Here is a 21,374-nt window from a genome sequence, read left to right on the forward strand (position 1 = left end):
TCGGGCGGCTGCGCCGTGCTGAACGTCGCCTTACCGGCGTAGTCCTCGCGGATCTGCTCGGAGTGCTGCTGCAATTCGGCCATCTGCTTCTGGATGGCATTGACGACATCCGGGTCGCCGAACCAGCCGCGGCTCATCTCCGCCTTGAGCCGGTCCTCGAGACCCTTGTAGTTCGCGGCGATCGCGGTGTGCGCCCGGTAGGCCTCCTGATGGGCCTCGGCCACCTTGGCCGCCGCCGCCGCGAGCTCACGCCAGGCCTGCGACAGCTCGGTGACCCACTGCCGGTACTTCGTAAATCGTTCGGCTGCAGCGTAAGCCGCGTCGCCCTCCCAGTTGCCGACCGGGCTGTCCGGCAGGTCGGCCACCAGCTCATCGGCCATCGTGTTGTACTGGATCGCGGCCCGCAGCGCCGTCGCGGCGCCCTGGTTCGCCTCGAACTGCGCCTGAGTGGCCATCACATCGCTGTAGCCGCCGGGGTCCAGCGACTTCGGCAGCGGCACGGCCCCGGGCACGGGCGGCAGCGACGCACCCGGCGACAGCGAGATCGCGTCCATCGCCGCACGCCGCTCGGGATTCTCGATGGCGACCCGGTACTCGCTGTCGACGGTGCCGTACGCCGTGGCCGCCTCGCGCAGGACCCCGGCGAACCGCTGTGCCTCGGCCCTGGCGTACTCGTTGTACTCGGCGAGCGCCCGGGCGTTGGTGTTGATGTTCTCGGCGACGGCGGGGGCGAACGGAAGGCCGTCGGGCGGCATGACGTTCTCGGGCGCGGGCGGCCACTGCTTACCCTCCAGCACACCGGCGCGCGCGTTGAGCGCTTCTTGTTCGACCTGAAGCTGATCCCCCATGTGGCACTCCTTTTCAGGTCACCGCGTCGCGGTGTCCAGCGAATCCATTCTCTACTGCTCCAGCGCCATCTGGTAACGGCTTTCCTCACGCGGATTGATCAGCCGGATCGGCAACTGGCGGTGCCGCGGCGTGTCGATGAAGTTGTGGCGGAGGATGACCCGGCCCACACCCGCATGCGGGCTGAGGTAGGTCGTGGCGTTGGGCCAGGACAGTTTCGCGACCTGACCGATCCGGCCGTTCACGAACGTGGCGAACTCCCGGAACTGCGGTCCGAGCGTCACCTGGGCGCCGGCGGCCGCCGAGCGCACGACGAACTGCGTGAACAGGCGCGCGTCGCCGAGGTTGATGCTGACGTCGACATCGTCGAACGGCATGTAGACGGGGTAGCGGTCGGCGGTCTCGCCGATCAGGATGCCGGCCGACCCGATGGGCATCTCGTAGTGCCTGTCGGTGACCGGGCTGATGCCCTGCAGCGCCGCGCGCTGCCCACCGAACAGGCACGAAAAGCCGCGCGGCGTCGTGGGATTGGCCAGCGTCGTCAACAGCACGGTGATCGTCGGCGCCTCGCCCGGCCGGATGCGCATCCGGGTGATGGTGTGGTCGGCGCGGGCCGACCACCACACGTCCGGTCCGCCCGGCGCGTTGTACGCCGCGGTGAACGTGCTGCGGCCCTTAATGGTCGACCACGTCTCGCGCTCGAAGCTGACCTCGGTGGCCCGGTCGAAGTCGTCGAAGCTGCGGCTGCACCGCGCGTCGATCCCGTTGCCGGCCAGTTGATCGGCGATGCGGGTGGTGGACGCGACGAGATAGCGGGCCAGCCCGCCGAGGCCGGCGTCGCGGCGCTGGGCGGGTCTGCGCGTCAGCTTCGGATCGGCGCGCAGCACGATCCACGTCCGCCGGTTCGCCGGCGCCGGGTACGGGCCGACGACCTGCTCGTAGAGCGCCACCAGGCTGGCCGGCGCCGTCTTGCCGACGCGGTAGCCCGCCGACACCACGTCGGCCTCCAGCTCCGGGCAGTGCGCGGCGAGCAGTTTCTCGACCAGTTCGGTGTCGAGCACGTCGTCGGTGAACGACTTGCCGTTCACCACCACGGTCGGGGTGAACGGCCGCGGCACCAGCTCGATGGCCGACATCAGGTACTCGCCCTGCCAGCGCACCGCGACGTGGTCGCCGGGCAGCACGGTCGCGCCGACCGCGGGCTCCGACGGTGCGGGCGGGGTGCTGCGATGCCGCCGCCGCCACGCGAACAGCGCGGCGATCCACCCGGTCAGGCGGCGGCCGCGGATGGTCACCACCGCCGTCAGCGCGATCAGCACCGACACCGTGACACCGACCCACAGCAGGTTCAGCGGGACGAAGATCGCGATGCACGCCGGGATCAGCACCGCCGCCGAGATGGAGTGGCCGGTGGTCAGCCGGAGCCCGAACTGCCCGAACAGCGTCTTCATCGCCGCCTCAGCGCCCGCCGCGTCAGGGCCGCGATACCCAGCACCAGCGCCAGACCCGTGCCGATCACCACCACCCAGGTGATGGGTCCGCGGTCGGGGGGCGGCACGTACACCGGCGGGGGAAGTTGCTTGACGCGGTAGGGCACCGTGGCCGGACCGTCGGGCACCTCCCACGTCAGCGCCGCGACGGGATCGATGACGCCGGCGCCGACGTAGTTGTCGACGCCGCCGCCCGGGTGCCGCGCGGTCGCGGTGATCCGGTTCATGATCTGTGCGGGGGTGAGGTCGGGGAAGCGCTCCTTGATCAGCGCCGCCAAGCCCGAGACATAGGCCGCGGAGAACGAGGTGCCGCCGATCGGGATGGGGCCGTCCTGACCGGAGAGCGCGTTGACCGGGTTGCCGTCGTAGCCGAGCGCGGTGATGTTGGCGCCGGGCGCGGCCGCACCGACCCACGGACCCGACATCGAGAAGTTGCTCGGCTGGCCGTTCTCGTCGATGCTGCCGACCGTCAGGACCAGCGGGGAGTACCAGGCGGGGCTCACGATGGTCTGCACCTGCTGCCAGCCCCGCGGATCGGCGGGCAGCGCGGGATCCGGCGGCGGGTTCTGCGTGCAGTCCTGTCCGGTGTTGCCCGCGGCGACCACCACCAGGGCGTTCTTGACGTTGACCGCGTAGTTGATCGCGGCGCCCAGGCTGGTCTCGTTGATCCGCCGGGTGACCTTGTAGCAGGCCGCCTCACTGATGTTGATGACCTGGGCGCCGAGGTTCGCGGCGTGTACGACGGCGCGGGCCAGGCTGCGCAGCGAGCCCGCGGTCTGGGTGGTGTTCGGGTCGTTGGGGTCCTGGCGGGCGCCGACCGGCTGGAACGCCTCGGAGGTCTGGCGCAGCGACAGGATCCGCGCGTTGGGCGCCACGCCGATGAAGCCGTCGGTCGGCGCACCGCGGCCGGCGATGATGGACGCGGTCAGCGTGCCGTGCGAATCGCAGTCGCTCATCCCGTTGCCGGCCTGGTCGACGAAGTCGCCACCGGGTTCGGCGGGTACGCGCGGTGACCCGTTGACCCCGGTGTCGATCACCGCGACCGTGATGCCCGCGCCGGTGGCGAATTTCTGCGCCTCGGCCAGCTGCAGATAGGTGTTCGGCCACGGCTTGTCGGCGAAGTTCGAGTTCGGCATCACCGTGGGCGCCGAGCACACACGGCGCTGTTCGGTCGGCGAATCCGGACCGGTCTGGTCGGGCGGCAGCGCGCCGGGGTCGATGCCGGGTGGCTCGACCGCCCCGGCCGGCGGGGCGCTCACCAGCGCCAACAGCAATGCCACCAGCAGCACACCGATGCGACGCATCGCGCTACGCACCCCCCTTGTCGACCCGCGGGCACGTCGGGCGCCCGCTGTGCACAGCAAACCGGACGTCGCTGGTGTGGCGAGCCATCCCGTCACGTCACGCCGTCCGGCAGAAAGCACGGTAGCAATCGTAAGGGGTGCCCGAGGGGGGCGGCTCCGCTTTCTTGCGGCAGCATGGACCGGCGGCGTCCGGCGCGTCCGGGTCAGGCGGACGCGGGGGTCGGCAAACTATGCGTCGAGGTCCTGCTCGACCAGCGCCGCGACCGTGTCGAGGGCGGCCTGGTCGTCGGAGGCGACGGTCACCTGGGCGCCGTGCGCGGCGCCCAACGTCATGATCATCAACGCCGACCCGGCGTCGACCGGCTCACCGCCGTCGACGGACAGCGTGACGGGCACGCCGGCGGTGACGGCGGCCTCGGCGATGATCGCCGCGGGCCGGGCGTGCAGGCCGATCGACGAGCCGACGGTGACGGTCTTGCTGGGCATGGGTTCTCCTTGGGTCCGGATGGGATGGTCAGGCGGTGGCCAGTTCGGGGGTGGTCTCGGTGGCTGCGTTGGGTTTGGCGAACTGCTTGGCCGCGACGACCGCGGCGGCGGCCACGGCGGTGCCGACGGCGAGCGCCACCACGAACCACAGCAGGTTGCCGATCGCGAAGAACACGAAGATCCCGCCGTGCGGCGCCTTGGAGGTGACGTCGAACGCCATCACCAGCGCGCCGGTCACCGCACCGCCGAACATCATCGAGGGGATCACCCGCAGCGGATCGGCCGCCGCGAACGGGATCGCGCCTTCGGAGATGAACGAGGCGCCCAGCAGCCAGGCCGCCCGCCCGTTCTCCCGCTCGGGTTCGGTGAACAGTCCTGGGCGCACGGTCGAGGCCAGCGCCATCGCCAGCGGCGGCACCATCCCGGCGGCCATCACCGCGGCCATGATGCGCAGAGAGGCCGGGTCGGCGACGTTGAGTCCGGTGGTGGCGAACGCGTAGGCCGCCTTGTTGACCGGGCCGCCGAGGTCGAAGCACATCATCAGCCCGAGGATGACGCCCAGGATGATGACCGAGCTGCCGGACAGCCCGCCGAGCCAGTCGGTCAGGCTGCTGGTCAGCCAGGCCAGCGGACGGCCGAGCAGCAGGAACATCAGCAGGCCGACCGCCATCGAGGCGAACAGCGGGATGATGACGACCGGCATCAGCCCGCGCGCCCACTGCGGGACGCCGATCCGGCTGATCCACAGCGCGGCGAAGCCGGCGATCAGACCGCCGACGATGCCGCCGATGAAGCCGGCGCCCACCGTGGTGGCGATGTACCCCGCGACGAACCCCGGTGCGATGCCGGGCCGGTCGGCGATCGCGAACGCGATGTAGCCGGCCAGCGCGGGCACCAGGAAGAAGAACGCGAGGTTGCCGATCGTGAACAGCACCGCGCCCAGGTACTGCAGCAGCCCGCCCGACGGCAGGTCGGTCAGCGAGTTGTTCAGCGCGATGATCTTGCCCAGCGAGTCGGTCTCACCGTCGGGGGCGTTGGCGATGTCGTAGCCGGCGAACAGGAAGCCCAGCGCGATCAGCAGACCGCCGGCCGCGACGAACGGGATCATGTAGCTGACGCCGGTCAGCAGGATCTGCCGGGTGCGGGTGCCCCAGCCGACGTCACCGGACGGTCCGCCCGCAGGCGCGGCCGCGGCCCCGGCGCTGCCCTCGACCCGGGCGGCGTTCGGATTGTCCGCCGCGGCAAGCGCTTCGGCGACCATCCGGTCGGGTTCGTTGATGGCGCGTTTCACCCCGGAGGCGATCACCGGCTTCCCGGCGAAGCGCTGCCGGTCCTTGACTCCGACGTCGGTGGCGAAGATGACCGCGTCGGCCGCGGCGATGGTCGCCGCCGACAGCGGGGTGCTGCCCGAGGATCCCTGGGTCTCGACATGCAGCGTGGCTCCGGCCTTCTTGGCGGCGGCGACCAGCGAGTCGGCGGCCATGTAGGTGTGCGCGATGCCGGTCGGGCAGGCGGTGATCGCGACGAGGGTCCTCTCCCGGGCGGCTTCGGGCGCGGCGGGCGCCGAGGCGGCGGAAGGGGTGGGCGCGGCCGGTGCCGCTTGGGCCGGCGCGGCCTGCGGGTTGACCACCCCGTCGACCAGGCCGACGACTTCGTCGGGGGTCGAGGCGGCGCGCAATGCGGCGACGAAGTCCTTGCGCACCAGCGCGCGGGCCAGGCTGGAGAGCAGCTTCATGTGCTCCGCGCCGCCGGATTCCGGAGCGGCGATGAGGAACGCCAGATCGGCCGGACCGTCGGGGGCGCCGAAGTCGACCCCGGGCGTCAGCCGGGCGAACGCGATGGTGGCGGTGTCGACGTACGGGGAGCGGCAGTGCGGAATCGCGATCCCGCCCGGGAGGCCGGTGGCGGACTGCGCCTCGCGCGCCATCGCCGCGGCGGTCAGGCCCGCGGTGTCGCTGGTGCGGCCGGCGTCGGCGACCCGGTGGGCGAGACGACCGATGACGGCCTCCTTGTCGCCGCCGGTGTCGACGTCGAGCAGCACCAGATCGGTGGTGATGATCGGTGATGCGGTGGGACTGGACATGGCGAGATCCTTCTCCTCGGGTTACGAGGTGGCCGGGGTCGGGACGATGGTGGTGACGGTGACGCCGTCGAGGTCGAGTTCGGCGGGTCCGGGCAGAGCGGAGCCGGGCAGGGCGGCCGCCGCACTGCCGTAGGCCACCGACATCCGCAGCCGCCGCGGCGGTTCGGCACCGCCGACCGCGGCGCGGACGTAGCCGGCCAGTGCGGAGTCGCCGGCGCCGACGGTGCTGCGCGGCACGATCGGGGGCGGCGTGGCCAGCCACGCGCCGGTCTGATCGACGAGCACGGCACCGGCCGCGCCCAGCGTCGCCAGCACGGCGCCGACGCCGCGGTCCACCAGGCGGCGGCACGCTGCCACGACGGGCTGCGGATCACCCTGTGCGACAGCGCCTTCCAGGCGCGCCGGCGACTCGCCGACCAGCCCGGCGAGTTCCTCGGCGTTGGGTTTGACGAGGTCGGGTGCGGCCCGCTCGAAGGCGGCCGCGAGCGCGGCCAGCGGCGCCTCGGAGGTGTCGACGGCGACGCGGCACGGCAGCGGCGCGAGCAATGCGACGACGTCGGCGTACCAGCTGTCCGGCAGCCCGGGCGGCAGCGAGCCGGACAGCACCACCCACGACGCGTCGCGGGCGGCCTCGGTCACCGCGCGGGTCAGCAGGTCGCGGGTGGTGGCGTCGAGCACCGCGCCGCGTTCGTTGAGTTTGGTGGTGGTGCCGTCGGATTCGGTGATCGCCAGGTTCGTGCGCACCGGTTCGGTGACCGGGACGGCGCGAAACGGCACGCCGCTGTCGTAGAGCGCGGTGACCAGGGGGTCGTGGGCGGCGGCGGGCAGCACGGCGACGACGTCGACGTGCGCCTGGGTGAGCGCGCGAGCAACATTGACGCCCTTGCCGCCGGGTTCGCTGGTGGCCGAGGAGACCCGCTGCACCGCGCCGCGGGCCAACGGGGCGGGCAGGGTGAGGGTGCGGTCGATGCTGGGATTGGGGGTGACGGTGACGATCATGCGACGACCACCTCGATGCCCAAGTCGGTCAGCTCACGGCGGTGCGCGTCGTCGATCTCGCGGTCGGTGATCAGGGTGTCGACGCGCTCGATCGGGGCGAATCTGACGAACTCCTCGCGACCGATCTTCGAGGAGTCCGCGGCGACGACCACGTAGTTGGCGGCCGAGACCATGGCCCGCTTCACGGCGGCCTCCTCACTGTCGGGGGTGGACAGCCCGTGCCGGGCGGTGATGCCGTTGGTGCCCAGGAACGCGACGTCGACGCGGAGGTGGTCGAGCACCCGCAGCGTCTGCTCGCCGACCGCGGCCTGGGTCAGGCCGCGCACCCGGCCGCCGAGTAACTGCAGGTGCACCGACGGCACGCCGGCCAGCCGGGCGGCGATGGGCACGGAGTTGGTGACCACGACCAGTTCGCGGTCGGTGGGCAGGGCGGCGGCGATGCGGGCGGTGGTGGTGCCCGCATCGAGCAGCATGCTGCCCCCGCCGACCGGGCAGTAGTCGACGGCCGCCGCCGCGATGGCGTTCTTGTAGTCGGCGCGGCTGTTCTCGCGTTCGCCGACACCGGCCTCGACGAGGTGCAGTGAGCGGGCGGGGACCGCGCCGCCGTGCACGCGGCGGACCAGCCCCGCCCGGTCCAGGACGGCGAGGTCACGCCGGACGGTCTCGGTGGTGACGTCGTACGCCGCGGCCAGCTCGGCCACCGAGGCGCGGCCGTTCTCCATCACCAGCGTGGCGATGGCCTGCTGCCGCTCTTCGGCGTACATGGGACTCCGTCTATGTGTGGGGTTGCCTGCGGTGTGATTTGGTTATGTTTGGTTTTACTCCCGTTCGTGTTGTGTTGTCAATGGAATTCTGTAATCTGGTTCACATGAGCACCTCATCCGCATCCACATCACTGCCCGCGGATACCCCCCGCGCGCCGGTCGGCACCGTACTGCGTGGCGTCCCGGTCGTGGCCGGCGTGCAGTACGCGCCCGTCGTCCGCCCGGGACGGCTGCCCGCCCTCGACGAGAAGCTCCCGGATGTCGCGGAGGCCGATCGGCCGGGAGAGTCCGCCCGGTTCGGTGCCGCGGTGACGGCCGTCGCCACCCGCCTGCGCGACCGCGCCGCCCACGCCACCGGTGCCGCATCCGAGGTGCTGGCCGCGACCGCCACGCTGGCCCAGGACCGGGCGTGGATCGGCGCCGCCGAGAAGCGGATCGCGGCGGGGACGCCTGCCGTCCGCGCCGTGCGCGAGGCCGCCGCCCAGTTCGTCGACCTGTTCGCGAAGATGGGCGGGCTGATGGCCGAGCGGGTCACCGACCTGCAGGACATCCGGGACCGGGTGCTCGCCGAGCTCAGCGGGCTGCCCGAACCCGGGGTCCCGCTACCCGACGTCCCGTCGATCCTGTGCGCCGAGGACCTGGCGCCCGCCGACACCGCGGGGCTGGACCCGGCGCTGATCGTCGGGCTGGCCACCACGCTGGGCGGCCCGACCAGCCACACCGCGATCATCGCCCGCCAGCTCGGCATCCCGTGCGTCGTCGCGGTCGACGGCCTCGACGCGGTGCCCGCGGGCGCCATGGTGCTCGTCGACGGTACGGCGGGCACGGTCACCGTCGAACCCGATGCGGCGGTCGCGGGGGCGGCCGTCGCCGCCGCGCACCGGGAGGCCCAGCGCGCGGCGCAGTGGACCGGTCCGGGCGCCACCGCCGACGGTCACCGGGTGGCCGTACTGGCCAACGTGCAGGACGGCGCGGCCGCGCGGGCCGCGCGTCAGACCCCCGCCGAGGGCGTCGGGCTGTTCCGCACCGAACTGTGCTTCCTCAACCGGGAGACCGAACCGTCGGTCGACGAGCAGGCGCAGATCTACGCCGAGGTGCTCGAGGCGTTCGCCGGCCACAAGGTGGTGATCCGGACCCTGGATGCGGGTTCGGACAAGCCGCTGAAGTTCGCGGGCCACCCCGACGAGGCGAACCCCGCCCTCGGGGTCCGCGGCATCCGCATCGCGGCCGGCAATCCCGGCATCCTCGACCGCCAGCTCGCCGGCATCGCCGAGGCCGGCCGGCGCACCGGCAACCCGCCATGGGTGATGGCGCCGATGATCGCCACCGCCGAGGAGGCGCGGGACTTCGCCGCCGCCGCCCGCCGGCACGGCCTGACACCCGGGGTGATGATCGAGGTGCCCGCCGCGGCACTGCTCGCCGGCCGCATCCTCGAACACGTCGACTTCCTGTCGATCGGGACCAACGATCTGGCTCAGTACACGATGGCCGCCGACCGGATGTCCGCCGATCTCGCGACGCTCACCGATCCGTGGCAGCCCGCGGTGCTCGCGCTGGTCGCAATGGCCGTGCGGGCCGGCGAGGCGGCAGGCAAGCCGGTGGGAGTCTGCGGCGAGGCGGCCGCGGACCCGGTGCTGGCCTGCGTGCTGACCGGGCTCGGGGTGGCGTCGCTGTCGGCGGCGTCGGCCGCGGTCCCCGGGGTCGGCGCGAGACTCGCACAGGTCACGCTGGACCAGTGCCGCGACGCTGCGGACGCCGTGCGCGGCACCGCGTCGGCTGCGCAGGCCCGGGCCGCCGCGCTCGCCGTCCTGGGCTAGACGGTCCAGCCGGTGGCCTGCGGCCAGGACTCGACCTCGACGCCGTCGCGCCGCAGCGACACGTACTCATAGCCCTGGTCGGCGGCCTGCCCGGCAGTGTCGTGGTAGATCCGTCGTGCCTCGTCCTCCGGCCCGGTGGCCAGCGAGATCTCCTCCGCGCCCTGGGCGGTGTCTCCCTTGTCGTAGGGCCTGGCGGCAACAACCTCCCACACCGCCGCGTCGTTCGTCTCGGTCATCGGCACCTCCTCCTGTGTGGATGAGGGGTACCCGCCGCCGGCCGAGGAATGAATCGGACCGCAGTCCGGTTATTGTGGGCATGCCTGCCATCACTGCTGACACCCTGTCCCTGCCCCGCGTGACGGCGCCCGCGCCGTCGGACACCGAACGTCCCGTCCGCTCCATCACCACCGGCCCCCGTGGTTACGAGGGGGAGGGCTTTCCCGTCGTCCGCGCCTTCGCCGGCGTGAGCGCCGCCGACCTGGACCCCTTCATCCACATGGATCAGATGGGTGAGGTCGAGTACGAGCCCGGCGAACCCCGCGGCACCGACTGGCATCCGCACCGCGGTTTCGAGACCGTCACCTACATGATCGACGGCCGCTTCGCCCACCAGGATTCGCACGGTGGCGGCGGCCTGATCACCGACGGCGCGACCCAGTGGATGACCGCCGGATCGGGCATCCTGCACATCGAGACCCCGCCCGCCGAACTGGTCGAGAGCGGCGGCGTGTTCCACGGCATCCAGCTGTGGGTGAACCTGCCCCGCAAGGACAAGTTCGCCACGCCGCGCTACCAGGCGATCGAGGGCGGTGAGGTCAAGCTGCTGGCCTCCTCCGACGGCGGAGCGCTGGTCCGCATCATCGCCGGCGACGTCGAGAGCCGGGACGGCACCGCGCACGGTCCGGGGGCCACCCACACCCCGATCACCATGGCGCACGCCACGGTTCAGCCGGGTGCGCGGCTGGACCTGCCGTGGAACCGGGACTTCAACGCGCTGGTGTACGTGCTGTCCGGCCGCGGGGCGGTCGGCCCGCTCGGGCACCCGATCCAGCAGGGCCAGCTCGCGGTGCTCGGACCCGGCGACCGCATCGCCGTCACGGCCGACAGCGCGCAGGACTCCAACCGCCCCGCCCTCGAGGTGCTGCTACTGGGCGGCCGGCCGATCCGCGAGCCGGTGTTCCACTACGGCCCGTTCGTCATGAACTCGAAGTCCGAACTGATCCAGGCGGTGGAGGACTTCCAGGCCGGAAAGTTCGGCACCATCCCGCCGGGCGCGCTGATGCCGCACACCCGCTAGGCCGACAGCGGTTCCTCGGCGCGCGGATACAGCAGTTCCAGCTCGCCCAGGTGCGCCGCGACGGTCAGTAGGGGCAGCGCCGCCGAGATCGCGAGGTCACCCTCCCCGGTCTCGGCGCGCAGCGCGAGCACGAAGTCGTCGCTGATCGGGGGCAGCCGACGCCGGTCGGTCGCCTGGCCGTCACCGATCAAGCGGCCGCAGACCAGATCGGCGTGCGACTCGAGCAGCAGGCGGGTCTGCGGATACACCGCGAGCGGGGGCGGCACGACGTCGGCGATGAGTTCGGCCGCCGCGCGCAGCCGCACCGCCCGGTTGGCCGCGCGCACCACCGGTGCGCGCACGTCGGTCTCGCCGCCGTTCTCCGACAGGTACTGCCGCACCGCGTCGTCCAGGGTCCTGGTCGCCTCCAGCGCCTCGTGGCTCAGTGCGATGACGCGGTCGGTGGCGTTCTCCGAGGCGCCGCGGGTCACCCGCGCCACCGCCGCGCGCAGCAGCGCCGCGCCGTCGGCGCACGCCTCGGACACCGCGGCCGACACCGCGGCCGAGGCGCCGCGCGGCCACAGCAGCAGCGAGACGGTCGCCCCGACCAGCGCGCCCACCACGACGTCCTCGACGCGGATCAACCCCACGGCCCACCCGCTGGGCTGAATGACGTTGAAGATGATCAGCACCATCATCGTGAAGGCGGCCTGCCCGGCGATGAACGAGGCGATCTCCGGAACGTAGGCCGAGCCGAACGCCACGACGGGCAGCAACAGCCACATCACCACCGGATCGACGCCGACCAGCTCGATGAGCGCCACCCCGAGCACGAAACCGATGCCGGTCCCGGCCACCGCGCGCAGCACCCGGGTGCCGGTGGTCAGCGCGCTGCTGCGCAACACCGACATTGCGCCCAGCACCACCCAGAAGCCATGTTCCACGGGAAACACGTGGGTCACCGCGACGGCCACCGCCAGACCGAGCCCGGTGCGCAGGCTGTTGCGCAGCGCGACCGCGCGGGTCGCGACGAAGCCCTTGGTGATCGCCGCGACGGCGGTGGTCTCCGGCATCACCCAGTCCGCCGCACCGGTCGGCGGCAGCCGGCGGCCCAAGACCCGCGCCCACACCGGCCGGGCGTCGGCCAGCGCGGCGTTGCGGATGATCCGCCCGGTGACCCCCGCCGTGGCCGAGAAGGTCCGGCGGTCCAGCAGTGAGCGGCCCACCGCGACGGCCGTCGCGTCGTCGGGCACGGCGAGGATCTGCTCGATGTCCTCGCGGTAGCGGCCCTGGGCCACCGCCCGCAGTTCGGTCAGCGCGGCGTCGAGGTCGGCCGTGCGCACCGCACGCTCATCGCGGTCCACCAGGCGCAGTACCGCCGCCGAATCGCGCAGCACCCGCACGATCGGTGGTTTCATGTCGCCGAGCAGGGCGCCGGTGCTGTCGGTGACGCGGTCGCACAGCCAGCCGAGATCGTCGACCACCCGCACCAGGGCGCGGCTGCCGGCGGTCAGCCCGACGGGCCGGTAGTCGGCGTTGACGAAATTGGCCCACAGCGCGTTCATCGCGCGGGTGACGTCGCGCGTGGAGGCGTCGCCCTCGAGGCAGTCGGCCAGCGCATGACAGACCTGGGCGGCGTGCCTGCGCAGGTCGTCGTGGTGCCGCGGCGGGAACAGGAACAGCGCCGCCGGGACGCAGACCGCCAGCGCGATGAACCAGCCCGTCAACCGTTCGTCGATCGGCCCCGGTGGCGTGCACGCCGGCAGCACGAATGTCAGCAGCGTCGCCCGCTGGCCTGCCGCGACGATCTCGCTGAGCACCCCGGAGAACATCACCGCGACGCCGAGCACGAACATCAGCAGCACGCTGAGCCACGGGTACGGCGCCGTCAGCGTCCCGAGGGTGATGAGGATGGCCCCGTTGACGGCCAGCCCGGCGTAGGCCAACGCGCGCGCCGGGCGGTTGCCGGGGAAGTCGACGAGGATCAGCAGCGCGACCGAACCGAAGATCGTGAACATCGGGGCCTGCGTGCCGCCGGCGAACGTGAAGCTGGCCGCGGCCGCGAGGGGGAGCACGATCGCCGCCCGCGCGGCCCGCCGCAGCGCGTCGCGCTCGGGATCGCGTCGCTCGATCCGGTCGGCCGCCCGGCGCCACAGGACAGCCGGGGTCAGCATGATCGCCGATGGTAGACCGCCGGCGACCGGCTCAGCCCCGGTCGGGCACCGAGGCGAAGCGGCCGGAGTCGAGCATGCCGAGCATCTCGGCCGAGATCCACTGCAGCGCGGCCTCGTCCGGCGGCACCGTGGCCTGCTCGTAGCCGACCAGCACGTACAGGCTCCACGCCGCGAACACCTCTGCCTGCCGGGCGTCGTGCAGCAGTTCGAGTGCCGATTCACGCATGATGTCGTACCGCTGGCGGTCCACCTCGGACTGCACCGCGAAGACCTCGGCGTCGATGGAACTCCACACCCGGATCGCGGCCTCCGCACCGTGCGGCAGGGCCAGCGCCTCGCCGACCAGGGTCTCGATGCGACGGCGCGGATCGCCTTGGGTGCGCACCGCCTCGATGATCAGCGACGTGCGGTGCTGGCGCCAGTAGGCGACGAGCTCGCCGGTGTAGGCCGACCAGTTCGGGAAGTAGTGATAGAACGACCCCGTCGTCACGCCGAGGCGGTGACACACCTCGGCGAGTTTGAGACCGCCGTAGCCCAGGTCGGAGAGAACCTCCAACCCCGTGTCGAAATAGGCGTCGCGTGTAACCGTGCCCCCCATGGGACGACACCATAGTTCTTGATCTTGCGCTCGGTGCGAGACTGGCCACGGCGCCGTCGTCGCCGCGTCGCACTTTGCTGACAGTGACGCGGCGGGGAAAGCCCGCAACCCGTGTGCTGGGACGACGCGTGACGTGTGGCACAATTTGACTGTGCCGCATACTGCCAGTCGAGGGCCCGGACGTCCTCCCGCAGCGAAGGCCGCGGAGACGCGGGAACGCATTCTGCGTGCCGCAAGAGAGGTGTTCAGCGAACTCGGTTACGACGCTGCGACTTTCCAGGCCATCGCGATCCGGGCCGATCTGACCCGTCCGGCCATCAACCACTACTTCGCGAGCAAGCGGGTGCTCTACCGCGAGGTCGTCGAGCAGACCAACGCGCTGGTGATCAGCGCGGGCATGGAACGCGCCCGGGGTGCCACCACGCTGCTGGGCCGGCTCTCGGCGTTCTTCTCCGCGGCCATGCACGCCGAGACCGAGGACCGGTCGGCGGCCGCGTTCCTGGTCACCTCGGTGCTCGAATCCCAGCGGCATCCGGACCTGCGCAACGACGAGCACGACGCACTGCGGATGTCCCGGTCGTTCGTGTCGTGGGCGGTCAACGACGCCATCGAGCGCGGCGAGCTCAGCACCGACACCGACATCCCGTCGATCGTCGAGATGCTGGTGGCCGTGATGTGGGGAATGGGCTTCTACGCCGGGTATGTCGGCACCTCTCAGGACGTCAGCGTCATCGTCGACAAATTCGAACTGTTGATGGCGAACAAGCTGTGGCAGCTCAACGACCGGATGGCGTGACCTCAACCACAGTCGTATAGCTCGGCTAACTTTCCGCTTAGCATGGATGTGACCACCGTCTGTGCTGAGTGAGCCGCTGCCGTGGGCGCGGCAGGAGGAACGCCGATGAGTTCTCTGCGAACCGACAACGACACCTGGGACATCGCCACCAGCGTGGGCGCCACCGCGGTGATGGTGGCCGCGTCGCGGGCCGCAGAGACCGAATCCGACACCCCGCTGATCCGCGACCCGTACGCCCGCACCCTCGTCGACGGCGCGGGCACCGGCATCTGGGAGTCGGTGCTCGACGCCGACTTCGTCACCCGGGTCGCCGAGGCGGACGCCGAGGCCGGTGCGCTGTTCACCCACATGAACAACTACCAGGCGGTCCGCACTCACTTCTTCGATGCGTTCTTCACCGCGGCCGGCGAGGCCGGCATCCGCCAGATCGTCATCCTGGCCTCGGGGCTGGACTCCCGCGCCTACCGGCTCGACTGGCCGGCCGGCACCACCGTCTACGAGATCGACCAGCCCAAGGTGCTCGAGTACAAGGGCGCCACGCTCACCGCACACGGTGCGCAGCCCGCCGCAACGCGACGAGAGGTGCCGATCGACCTGCGCGAGGACTGGCCGGCCGCCCTGCGCGACGCCGGCTTCGACGCAGTCGCGCCGACGGCCTGGCTGGCCGAGGGCCTGCTGATGTACCTGCCCGCGGACGCCCAGGACCGGCTGTTCACCCAGATCACCGAGCTGTCCGCGCCGGGCAGCCGCGTCGCCGCCGAGACCGCAGGCATGCACACCGACGACGAACGGCGCAGGCAGATGCGGGAGCGCTTCGAGCGCATCGCCGAGAAGTTCGGTCTGGGCTCGAGCATCGACATCATGGAACTGATCTACGAGGATCCCGACCGCGCGGACGTCGCCGAATGGCTCGGCGCGCACGGCTGGTCGGCGAACGCGGTGCGCTCGCAGGAGGAGATGCGGCGGCTCGGCCGGTGGGTGCTGCCCGCCGAGTTCAGCGCCGACGACGACGCCGACACCGGGTTCTCCCACTTCGTCACCGGCGAGAAGACGTCGTGACCGACTCCGCGGCGATCCCCGGTCTGGCGACCGTCCTGGGTCCCGCCGCGGTCCTGACCGCGGCGGCCCGATCGGTCGCCGCCGGAGGTGACGATCCGCTCGCCGAGGTGCTGATCTCCACCCCCGAACTCGCCGGGGTGCTGCGCAAGACGACGACGCTGATCGACGAGGTGCCCGCACTGGCCGCCATCCATCAGCAGCTCGCCGACTATCAGGCCGTCCGGGCGCGCTACTTCGACACGTTTCTGGCCGAGGCGGCCGATGCCGGCATCCGGCAGTGCGTGGTGCTCGCCGCAGGCCTGGACACCCGCGCGTTCCGGTTGGCCTGGCCGGCCGGGATGACGGTCTTCGAGGTCGACCGCCCCGCCGTACTGGTGTTCAAGGCGGCGACCCTGGCCGCCCACGGCATCCGCCTGCAGACGAATCGGCATCTGGTCGCGGTGCACGGCAGCGAGTCGTGGCCGAAGGCGCTGTGGCGGTCCGGCTTCACCCACAACGAGCCGACGGCGTGGGTGGCCGAAGGGCTGCTGCCGCTACCGGACGCCGACCAGGACGCCTTGGTCAGCGACATCGACGGGCTCAGCGCCGCGGGCAGCCGTTTCGCGTTCAACGATGCGCTCGGCCGCTGCACCGGGCGTTCCGACGCCGCCGACTGGCTGACCACCCGCGGCTGGTGGACCGACGTGGTGGCGGTCAGCGATCTGCCGGAGCTGTCGGCTCGCGGTTCGTACGGCGAGGAGTGGCTGTCCGCGGAGGCGATGCTGGCGACCGCGGAGAAAATCGCCTAGCCCGTCGCTTGCCCTTCTGAGGCGGCCAACCGACTGGTTAGTATCGGGTCATTCCCAGGTCAGGAAGGACCCTCATGACCACCGATTCCGCCACCTCGACCGCGGCGCCGACTGCCGCCGAGGACATCCCGGCCACCGTCGCCCGGCTGCGGCGCACCTACGCGACCGGCCGCACCCGCTCGCTGGACTGGCGCATCCGCCAGTTGCGTGCGCTGGAACGGCTGATGATCGAGAACGAGGGCGCGATCGCCGATGCGCTCGACCGCGATCTCGGCCGCAAACCGTTCGAGGCGTGGCTGGCCGACATCGCCAGCGTGGCCGGTGAGGCGAAGGACGCCGCGAAGAACCTGCGCCGCTGGACGCGCCGGCGCTACCGGATGCTGGAGATGTCGCAGCTGCCGGGGCTGGGCTGGGTCGAGTACGAGCCGTTCGGCACCGTGCTCATCATCGGGGCCTGGAACTTCCCGTTCGCACTGACGCTCGGCCCGGCCGTCGGGGCGCTGGCCGCGGGCAACACCATGGTGCTCAAACCGTCGGAGGTGGCGCCGGCCTCGTCGGCGCTGATGGCCGATCTGGTGCCGCGCTACCTGGACGGTGACGCGGTCGCGGTCATCGAGGGTGACGGCGCGGTGAGCCAGGAGCTCATCGCCCAGGGCTTCGACTACCTGCTCTACACCGGCGGCACCGAGATCGGTCGCAAGGTGTACGAGGGCGCCGCGCCGCACCTGACGCCGGTGACGCTCGAGTTGGGCGGTAAGAGCCCGGTGATCGTCACCGCCGACGCCGACATCGAGGTGGCGGCCAAGCGCATCGCCTGGACCAAGCTGATCAACTCCGGGCAGATCTGCATCGCGCCCGACTACGTGCTGGCCGATGCGAAGATCAAGGACCAACTGGTCGACCGGATCAAGGCCGCGGTCGCCACGTTCGAGTCCGGCAACCCCGACGGTAAGCGCATCGTCAACGAGCGGCACTTCGACCGGCTGACCACCGCGCTGGCTGCGACGAAGGGCGACGTGGTGATCGGCGGCGGGTCGGACGCCGCCAAGGTCAGCATCCAGCCCACCGTCGTCGTCGACCCCGACCCGGCCGAACCGCTGATGACCGACGAGATCTTCGGGCCGATCCTGCCGATCGTGACGGTCAAGAACCTCGACGACGCCATCGCGTTCGTCAACGCCCGGCCCAAACCGCTGGCGGCGTACCTGTTCACCAAGACCAAGAGCATCCGCGAGCGGGTGGTCAAGGAGGTGCCGTCGGGCGGCATGGTGGTCAACCACCTGCTCTTCCACTTCGCCACCAACAAGCTGCCGTTCGGTGGCGTCGGCCCGTCCGGGATGGGCGCCTACCACGGCCGGTTCGGGTTCGAGACGTTCAGCCACAAGAAGACCGTGATGACCAAACCGACCCGACCCGACGTCGGCTCCTTCATCTACCCCCCGTATACAGAGAAGGCTTGGAAGCTCGCCCGCCGTCTGTTCTAGCGATTTCGGTGTAGTTGGTAGCGCTGAGTGCGACCCACTGCACCGAAATCCGCACCGAATCCGAAAGGAAGTCCATGCCAGGAGTGCAGGATCGCGTCATCGTCGTCACCGGGGCCGGTGGCGGTCTGGGTCGTGAGTACGCCATGACGCTGGCGCGTGAGGGTGCCGCCGTGGTGGTCAACGACCTCGGCGGGGCGCGCGACGGGACCGGCGCCGGGTCGGCGATGGCCGATCAGGTGGTCGCCGAGATCAAGGACGCCGGCGGCCGCGCGGTGGCCAACTACGACAGCGTCGCCGAACCCGAGGGTGCGGAGAACATCGTCAAGACCGCGCTCGACGAGTTCGGCAAGGTCGACGGCGTGGTCAGCAACGCCGGCATCCTGCGCGACGGCACGTTCCACAAGATGCCGTTCGAGAACTGGGACGCTGTGATGAAGGTCCATCTCTACGGTGGTTACAACGTGATCCGCGCGGCCTGGCCGCACTTCCGCGAGCAGAGCTTCGGCCGGGTCGTGGTGGCCACCTCGACCAGCGGCCTGTTCGGCAACTTCGGACAGGCCAACTACGGCGCCGCCAAGCTCGGCCTGGTCGGCATGATCAACACGCTGGCCCAGGAGGGCGCCAAGTACAACATCAAGACCAACGCCGTCGCGCCGATCGCCGCCACCCGCATGACGCAGGACATCCTGCCGCCGGAGGTGTTCGAGAAGCTGACGCCCGAGTACGTCGCTCCGGTGGTGGCGTACCTGATGGGCGAAGAGGTGCCCGAGACGGCGTCGGTGTTCATCGTCGGCGGCGGCAAGGTCCAGAGGGCGGCGCTGTTCCAGAACGAGGGCGTGACGTTCACCGACGGCGTGCCGACGGTCGACGACGTCGCGGCCAAGTGGGGCGAGATCACCGATCTGTCGGCGGCGCAGCAGGCGAGCTTCAAGCTCGGCTGAGACCCGGCGTGAAAGCGCTTGTCGCGCAATCTCTGACCGGCCCGGCCGGGTTGGTCTACACCGACGTCGACGACGTGTCGGGCGGCGACGCCGTCGTCGTCGACGTCGGTGCGGCCGGGGTGAACTTCCCCGACCTGCTGATGCTCCGCGGCGAGTATCAGCTCAAGATGGACCCGCCGTTCATCCCGGGGGTCGAGGTGGCCGGTGTCGTGGTCGCGGCGCCGGAAGACTCCGAATTCTCCGTGGGACAGCGGGTTTCGGCGTTCTCACTGCTCGGTGGCTTCGCCGAACGGGTGGCGGTGCCCGCGGCCTCGGTGATGGCGACCCCGTCCGGAATCGATGACGGCGCCGCGGTGGCCCTGCTGGGCAACTACTACACGATGTACTTCGCGCTGGCCCGTCGTGGCGCGCTGCGCCCCGGCGAGACCGTGCTGGTGCTCGGCTCGGCCGGCGGCATCGGCACGGCCTCGGTGCAGATCGCCAAGGCGATGGGTGCCCGGGTGATCGCGATGGTGCACCGCCCGCATGCGCGCGAGTTCGTCGAATCGCTGGGCGCCGACCTCGTGCTGCCGCTGACCGACGGGTGGCTGCAGGCGGTGCGCGACGCCACCGACGGCCGCGGGGTGGACCTGGTGGTCGACCCGATCGGCGGCGCGGCGTTCGACGACGCGATCCGCGCGCTGGCCACCGAGGGCCGGCTGCTGGTGGTCGGGTTCGCCGCGGGTGGCATCCCGACGGTCAAGGTCAACCGGTTGTTGCTGCGCAACGTCTCGGTGGTCGGCGTCGGGTGGGGCGAGTTCGTCAGCCGCAATCCGGGGGCGCAGTCGCTGTTCGGCTCCGGCCTGGGCCGGCTGGTCGAGGCGGGGCTGCGTCCGCCGCCGCCGGTGCGCTATCCGCTGGCGGAGGGCCGTGCGGCGCTCGAGGCGCTGGCGGCCGGGGAGATCCGGGGAAAGCTGGTCCTCGAACCGTGACGGTCCGCGCCCTGGCGTTCGACGTGTTCGGCACCGTCGTCGACTGGCGGTCGAGCATCATCGCCGAGCTCGAACGTTTCGGGCGCACGCACGGCGCCACCGCCGACTGGCCGGTGTTCGCCGACGACTGGCGCAAGGGTTACGCACCGGCCATGGACCGGGTGCGCCGCGGTGAGCTGCCGTGGACCCGCATCGACGATCTGCACCGCATGATCCTCGTCGAACTCCTGCGGCGCGAACACATTTCGGCCGACGACGCGGCCGTCGACGAGCTCAACCGGGCGTGGCACCGCCTGGACCCGTGGCCGGACTCCGTCGCCGGGCTGACGCGGCTCAAGGAGCGGTTCGTCATCACCACGCTGTCCAACGGCAACGTGTCGCTGCTGACCAACATGGCCAAACGCGCCGGGCTGCCGTGGGACTGCGTGATCTCCGCCGAACTGTTCCGCCACTACAAACCCGACCGCGAGGCGTACCTCGGCTGCGCCGACCTCTTCGGGATCGCGCCCGGCGAGCTGATGCTCGCCGCAGCGCACGCGTCCGATCTGCGGGCCGCCCGCGACGCCGGGTTGCGCACCGCGTTCGTGTTCCGGCCGCTCGAATACGGCCCCGACCGCACGTTGCGCAGGCCGCCGCACGGTGAATTCGACGTGGACGCAAGCGATTTGCTCGATCTTGCCGACCAGCTCGGCGCCTGACGGCACCGGCACCGCCGAACGCAACACCGGCGCCATCCGGGCGATGTGGGCGGCGCGGCTCGGCTCGCTGGTCTACGACAACGCACAGCTGGTGGCCCGTTGTTTGCTCGCGGCGTGGCAGTTGCCGCTGGAGTGGCGCGAGCTGCCGGCCGGCGGCGTGGCCCTCGACGTGGGAAGCGGACCGGGCAACGTCACCGCGGCTCTGGGTCGCGCGGCCGGTCCCGGCGGGCCGGCGTCCGGACGAAGAGCATGGGCACCGTCCAGTGGGTCCGCGGCCGGCGGCCGTGACGCCGTAGATTCGACTCCATGAGCGCCGGAGGAATCGTTCTCGTCGCACTGGCGATCGCGGTCGGCATGGTGGGGATCATCGTGCCGCTGCTCCCCGGGACGCTGCTGGTGTTCGCCGCGATCGCGGTGTGGGCGTTCGTCGAGGGCAACGTGGCGGGGTGGGTGACGCTCGGCGTGGTCACCGCGATTCTCGGTGCGGCGCTGCTGGTCAAGTACCTGTGGCCGATGCGACGGATGCGGGCCGCCGAGGTGCGCACCATGAGCCTGGTCGCCGGCGGCGTGCTCGGCGTGGTCGGCTTCTTCGTGATTCCGGTGCTCGGCCTGGTCATCGGGTTCGTCGGCGGGGTGTACCTGGCCGAGCTCGGCGTGCGCCGCGATCAGCGGGTGGCGTGGGCGTCTACGGTGCACGCGCTCAAGGGCGTCGCGCTGTCGGTCGGGGTGGAGTTGGCCGGCGCGCTGCTGGCCACCGTGGCGTGGGTGGCCGGGGTGTACGTCACGCAGTAGCGCGCGTG

19 protein-coding genes and 2 pseudogenes are annotated in these 21,374 nt (G+C 71.4%); 11 read left to right on the plus strand and 10 right to left on the minus strand.

The genetic code is table 11. From position 1 onward, the window contains the following. The 7 genes and pseudogenes from E4P42_RS14345 to E4P42_RS14375 all read right to left on the minus strand — a co-directional run. Positions 1-848: pseudogene (locus E4P42_RS14345) on the minus strand (PPE domain-containing protein); the annotation flags it as partial. 51 nt (positions 849-899) lie between these two features. Next, positions 900-2,297 carry a type VII secretion protein EccE gene (eccE, locus tag E4P42_RS14350; RefSeq protein ID WP_135126747.1) on the minus strand — a complete coding sequence of 466 codons (1,398 nt, stop codon included), beginning with the start codon at positions 2,295-2,297 and terminating at the stop codon, positions 900-902. Next, on the minus strand, positions 2,294-3,640 hold the full coding sequence (gene mycP / locus E4P42_RS14355; RefSeq protein ID WP_135126748.1) for a type VII secretion-associated serine protease mycosin: 1,347 nt from the start codon (positions 3,638-3,640) through the stop codon (positions 2,294-2,296). Before mycP ends, eccE begins: the two co-directional genes overlap by 4 nt. Positions 3,641-3,868: 228 nt before the next feature. After that, positions 3,869-4,126 carry an HPr family phosphocarrier protein gene (locus E4P42_RS14360; protein ID WP_135126749.1) on the minus strand — a complete coding sequence of 86 codons (258 nt, stop codon included), beginning with the start codon at positions 4,124-4,126 and terminating at the stop codon, positions 3,869-3,871. Positions 4,127-4,154: 28 nt separating this feature from the next. Then, positions 4,155-6,209, minus strand: coding sequence for a fructose-specific PTS transporter subunit EIIC (locus tag E4P42_RS14365; protein ID WP_135126750.1), 2,055 nt, complete (start codon positions 6,207-6,209; stop codon positions 4,155-4,157). 21 nt (positions 6,210-6,230) lie between these two features. Then, positions 6,231-7,208, minus strand: coding sequence for a 1-phosphofructokinase family hexose kinase (locus E4P42_RS14370; protein WP_135126751.1), 978 nt, complete (start codon positions 7,206-7,208; stop codon positions 6,231-6,233). Next, on the minus strand, positions 7,205-7,972 hold the full coding sequence (locus tag E4P42_RS14375) for a DeoR/GlpR family DNA-binding transcription regulator (RefSeq protein ID WP_135126752.1): 768 nt from the start codon (positions 7,970-7,972) through the stop codon (positions 7,205-7,207). Before E4P42_RS14375 ends, E4P42_RS14370 begins: the two co-directional genes overlap by 4 nt. 44 nt (positions 7,973-8,016) lie before the next feature. Here E4P42_RS14375 and E4P42_RS14380 point away from each other — a divergent pair, with 44 nt between their 5' ends. Then, a complete protein-coding gene (locus E4P42_RS14380; RefSeq protein ID WP_135126753.1) occupies positions 8,017-9,789 on the plus strand; it encodes a phosphoenolpyruvate--protein phosphotransferase in 1,773 nt (590 codons plus the stop codon). Here the strand turns inward: E4P42_RS14380 and E4P42_RS14385 are convergent. Further along, on the minus strand, positions 9,786-10,025 hold the full coding sequence (locus E4P42_RS14385; protein WP_135126754.1) for a hypothetical protein: 240 nt from the start codon (positions 10,023-10,025) through the stop codon (positions 9,786-9,788). The genes E4P42_RS14380 and E4P42_RS14385 overlap by 4 nt on opposite strands. Before the next feature lie 80 nt (positions 10,026-10,105). Between E4P42_RS14385 and E4P42_RS14390 the strand changes: the two genes are divergently transcribed. Beyond that, positions 10,106-11,086: a pirin family protein gene (locus tag E4P42_RS14390; RefSeq protein ID WP_135126755.1), complete on the plus strand. Its 981-nt coding sequence runs from the start codon at positions 10,106-10,108 to the stop codon at positions 11,084-11,086. Here E4P42_RS14390 and E4P42_RS14395 read toward each other — a convergent pair. Beyond that, positions 11,083-13,239: an FUSC family protein gene (locus E4P42_RS14395; protein WP_135126756.1), complete on the minus strand. Its 2,157-nt coding sequence runs from the start codon at positions 13,237-13,239 to the stop codon at positions 11,083-11,085. The genes E4P42_RS14390 and E4P42_RS14395 overlap by 4 nt on opposite strands. 31 nt (positions 13,240-13,270) lie before the next feature. Next, positions 13,271-13,837, minus strand: a complete 567-nt coding sequence (locus E4P42_RS14400; protein ID WP_135126757.1) for a TetR/AcrR family transcriptional regulator — start codon at positions 13,835-13,837, stop codon at positions 13,271-13,273. 151 nt (positions 13,838-13,988) lie between these two features. Between E4P42_RS14400 and E4P42_RS14405 the strand changes: the two genes are divergently transcribed. The 9 genes and pseudogenes from E4P42_RS14405 to E4P42_RS14445 all read left to right on the plus strand — a co-directional run bounded on the left by E4P42_RS14405 (position 13,989) and on the right by E4P42_RS14445 (position 21,366). Beyond that, entirely contained in the window at positions 13,989-14,633 is a 645-nt protein-coding gene (locus E4P42_RS14405; protein WP_135126758.1) for a TetR/AcrR family transcriptional regulator, read from the plus strand. Positions 14,634-14,738: 105 nt separating this feature from the next. Further along, complete coding sequence (locus E4P42_RS14410; RefSeq protein WP_135126759.1) at positions 14,739-15,692, plus strand: class I SAM-dependent methyltransferase; 954 nt, start codon at positions 14,739-14,741, stop codon at positions 15,690-15,692. Then, the gene (locus tag E4P42_RS14415; protein WP_135126760.1) at positions 15,689-16,480 is read left to right on the plus strand and encodes an SAM-dependent methyltransferase; all 792 of its coding nucleotides are present in this window, start codon (positions 15,689-15,691) and stop codon (positions 16,478-16,480) included. Before E4P42_RS14410 ends, E4P42_RS14415 begins: the two co-directional genes overlap by 4 nt. A gap of 74 nt (positions 16,481-16,554) precedes the next feature. Beyond that, positions 16,555-17,964 (plus strand): aldehyde dehydrogenase family protein, encoded by a 1,410-nt coding sequence (locus E4P42_RS14420; RefSeq protein ID WP_135126761.1) that lies wholly within the window; start codon positions 16,555-16,557, stop codon positions 17,962-17,964. Positions 17,965-18,038: 74 nt separating this feature from the next. Continuing rightward, positions 18,039-18,905: an SDR family oxidoreductase gene (locus E4P42_RS14425; RefSeq protein ID WP_135126762.1), complete on the plus strand. Its 867-nt coding sequence runs from the start codon at positions 18,039-18,041 to the stop codon at positions 18,903-18,905. A gap of 8 nt (positions 18,906-18,913) precedes the next feature. Continuing rightward, the gene (locus E4P42_RS14430) at positions 18,914-19,876 is read left to right on the plus strand and encodes an NADPH:quinone oxidoreductase family protein (protein WP_135126763.1); all 963 of its coding nucleotides are present in this window, start codon (positions 18,914-18,916) and stop codon (positions 19,874-19,876) included. Next, positions 19,873-20,574 (plus strand): haloacid dehalogenase type II, encoded by a 702-nt coding sequence (locus E4P42_RS14435; protein ID WP_135126764.1) that lies wholly within the window; start codon positions 19,873-19,875, stop codon positions 20,572-20,574. Before E4P42_RS14430 ends, E4P42_RS14435 begins: the two co-directional genes overlap by 4 nt. Positions 20,575-20,590: 16 nt before the next feature. Continuing rightward, positions 20,591-20,815 (plus strand): annotated as a pseudogene (locus E4P42_RS14440) (SAM-dependent methyltransferase); the annotation flags it as partial. A 65-nt stretch (positions 20,816-20,880) separates the two neighbouring features. After that, positions 20,881-21,366, plus strand: coding sequence for a DUF456 domain-containing protein (locus E4P42_RS14445; protein ID WP_135126765.1), 486 nt, complete (start codon positions 20,881-20,883; stop codon positions 21,364-21,366). Positions 21,367-21,374 lie beyond the last annotated feature (8 nt).

The organism is Mycobacterium sp. PS03-16 (assembly GCF_004570325.1).
Lineage (GTDB): Bacteria > Actinomycetota > Actinomycetes > Mycobacteriales > Mycobacteriaceae > Mycobacterium.

Bases quoted from the DNA above. Each gene is read 5' to 3' on its own strand.
- E4P42_RS14375 (WP_135126752.1), bottom strand. From the start codon at position 7,972: ATGTACGCCGAAGAGCGGCAGCAGGCCATCGCCACGCTGGTGATGGAG.
- E4P42_RS14365 (WP_135126750.1), bottom strand. From the start codon at position 6,209: ATGTCCAGTCCCACCGCATCACCGATCATCACCACCGATCTGGTGCTG.
- mycP (WP_135126748.1), bottom strand. From the start codon at position 3,640: ATGCGTCGCATCGGTGTGCTGCTGGTGGCATTGCTGTTGGCGCTGGTG.
- E4P42_RS14360 (WP_135126749.1), bottom strand. From the start codon at position 4,126: ATGCCCAGCAAGACCGTCACCGTCGGCTCGTCGATCGGCCTGCACGCC.
- E4P42_RS14420 (WP_135126761.1), top strand. From the start codon at position 16,555: ATGACCACCGATTCCGCCACCTCGACCGCGGCGCCGACTGCCGCCGAG.
- E4P42_RS14395 (WP_135126756.1), bottom strand. From the start codon at position 13,239: ATGCTGACCCCGGCTGTCCTGTGGCGCCGGGCGGCCGACCGGATCGAG.
- eccE (WP_135126747.1), bottom strand. From the start codon at position 2,297: ATGAAGACGCTGTTCGGGCAGTTCGGGCTCCGGCTGACCACCGGCCAC.
- E4P42_RS14390 (WP_135126755.1), top strand. From the start codon at position 10,106: ATGCCTGCCATCACTGCTGACACCCTGTCCCTGCCCCGCGTGACGGCG.
- E4P42_RS14445 (WP_135126765.1), top strand. From the start codon at position 20,881: ATGAGCGCCGGAGGAATCGTTCTCGTCGCACTGGCGATCGCGGTCGGC.
- E4P42_RS14370 (WP_135126751.1), bottom strand. From the start codon at position 7,208: ATGATCGTCACCGTCACCCCCAATCCCAGCATCGACCGCACCCTCACC.
- E4P42_RS14385 (WP_135126754.1), bottom strand. From the start codon at position 10,025: ATGACCGAGACGAACGACGCGGCGGTGTGGGAGGTTGTTGCCGCCAGG.
- E4P42_RS14400 (WP_135126757.1), bottom strand. From the start codon at position 13,837: ATGGGGGGCACGGTTACACGCGACGCCTATTTCGACACGGGGTTGGAG.
- E4P42_RS14380 (WP_135126753.1), top strand. From the start codon at position 8,017: ATGTTTGGTTTTACTCCCGTTCGTGTTGTGTTGTCAATGGAATTCTGT.
- E4P42_RS14410 (WP_135126759.1), top strand. From the start codon at position 14,739: ATGAGTTCTCTGCGAACCGACAACGACACCTGGGACATCGCCACCAGC.
- E4P42_RS14425 (WP_135126762.1), top strand. From the start codon at position 18,039: ATGCCAGGAGTGCAGGATCGCGTCATCGTCGTCACCGGGGCCGGTGGC.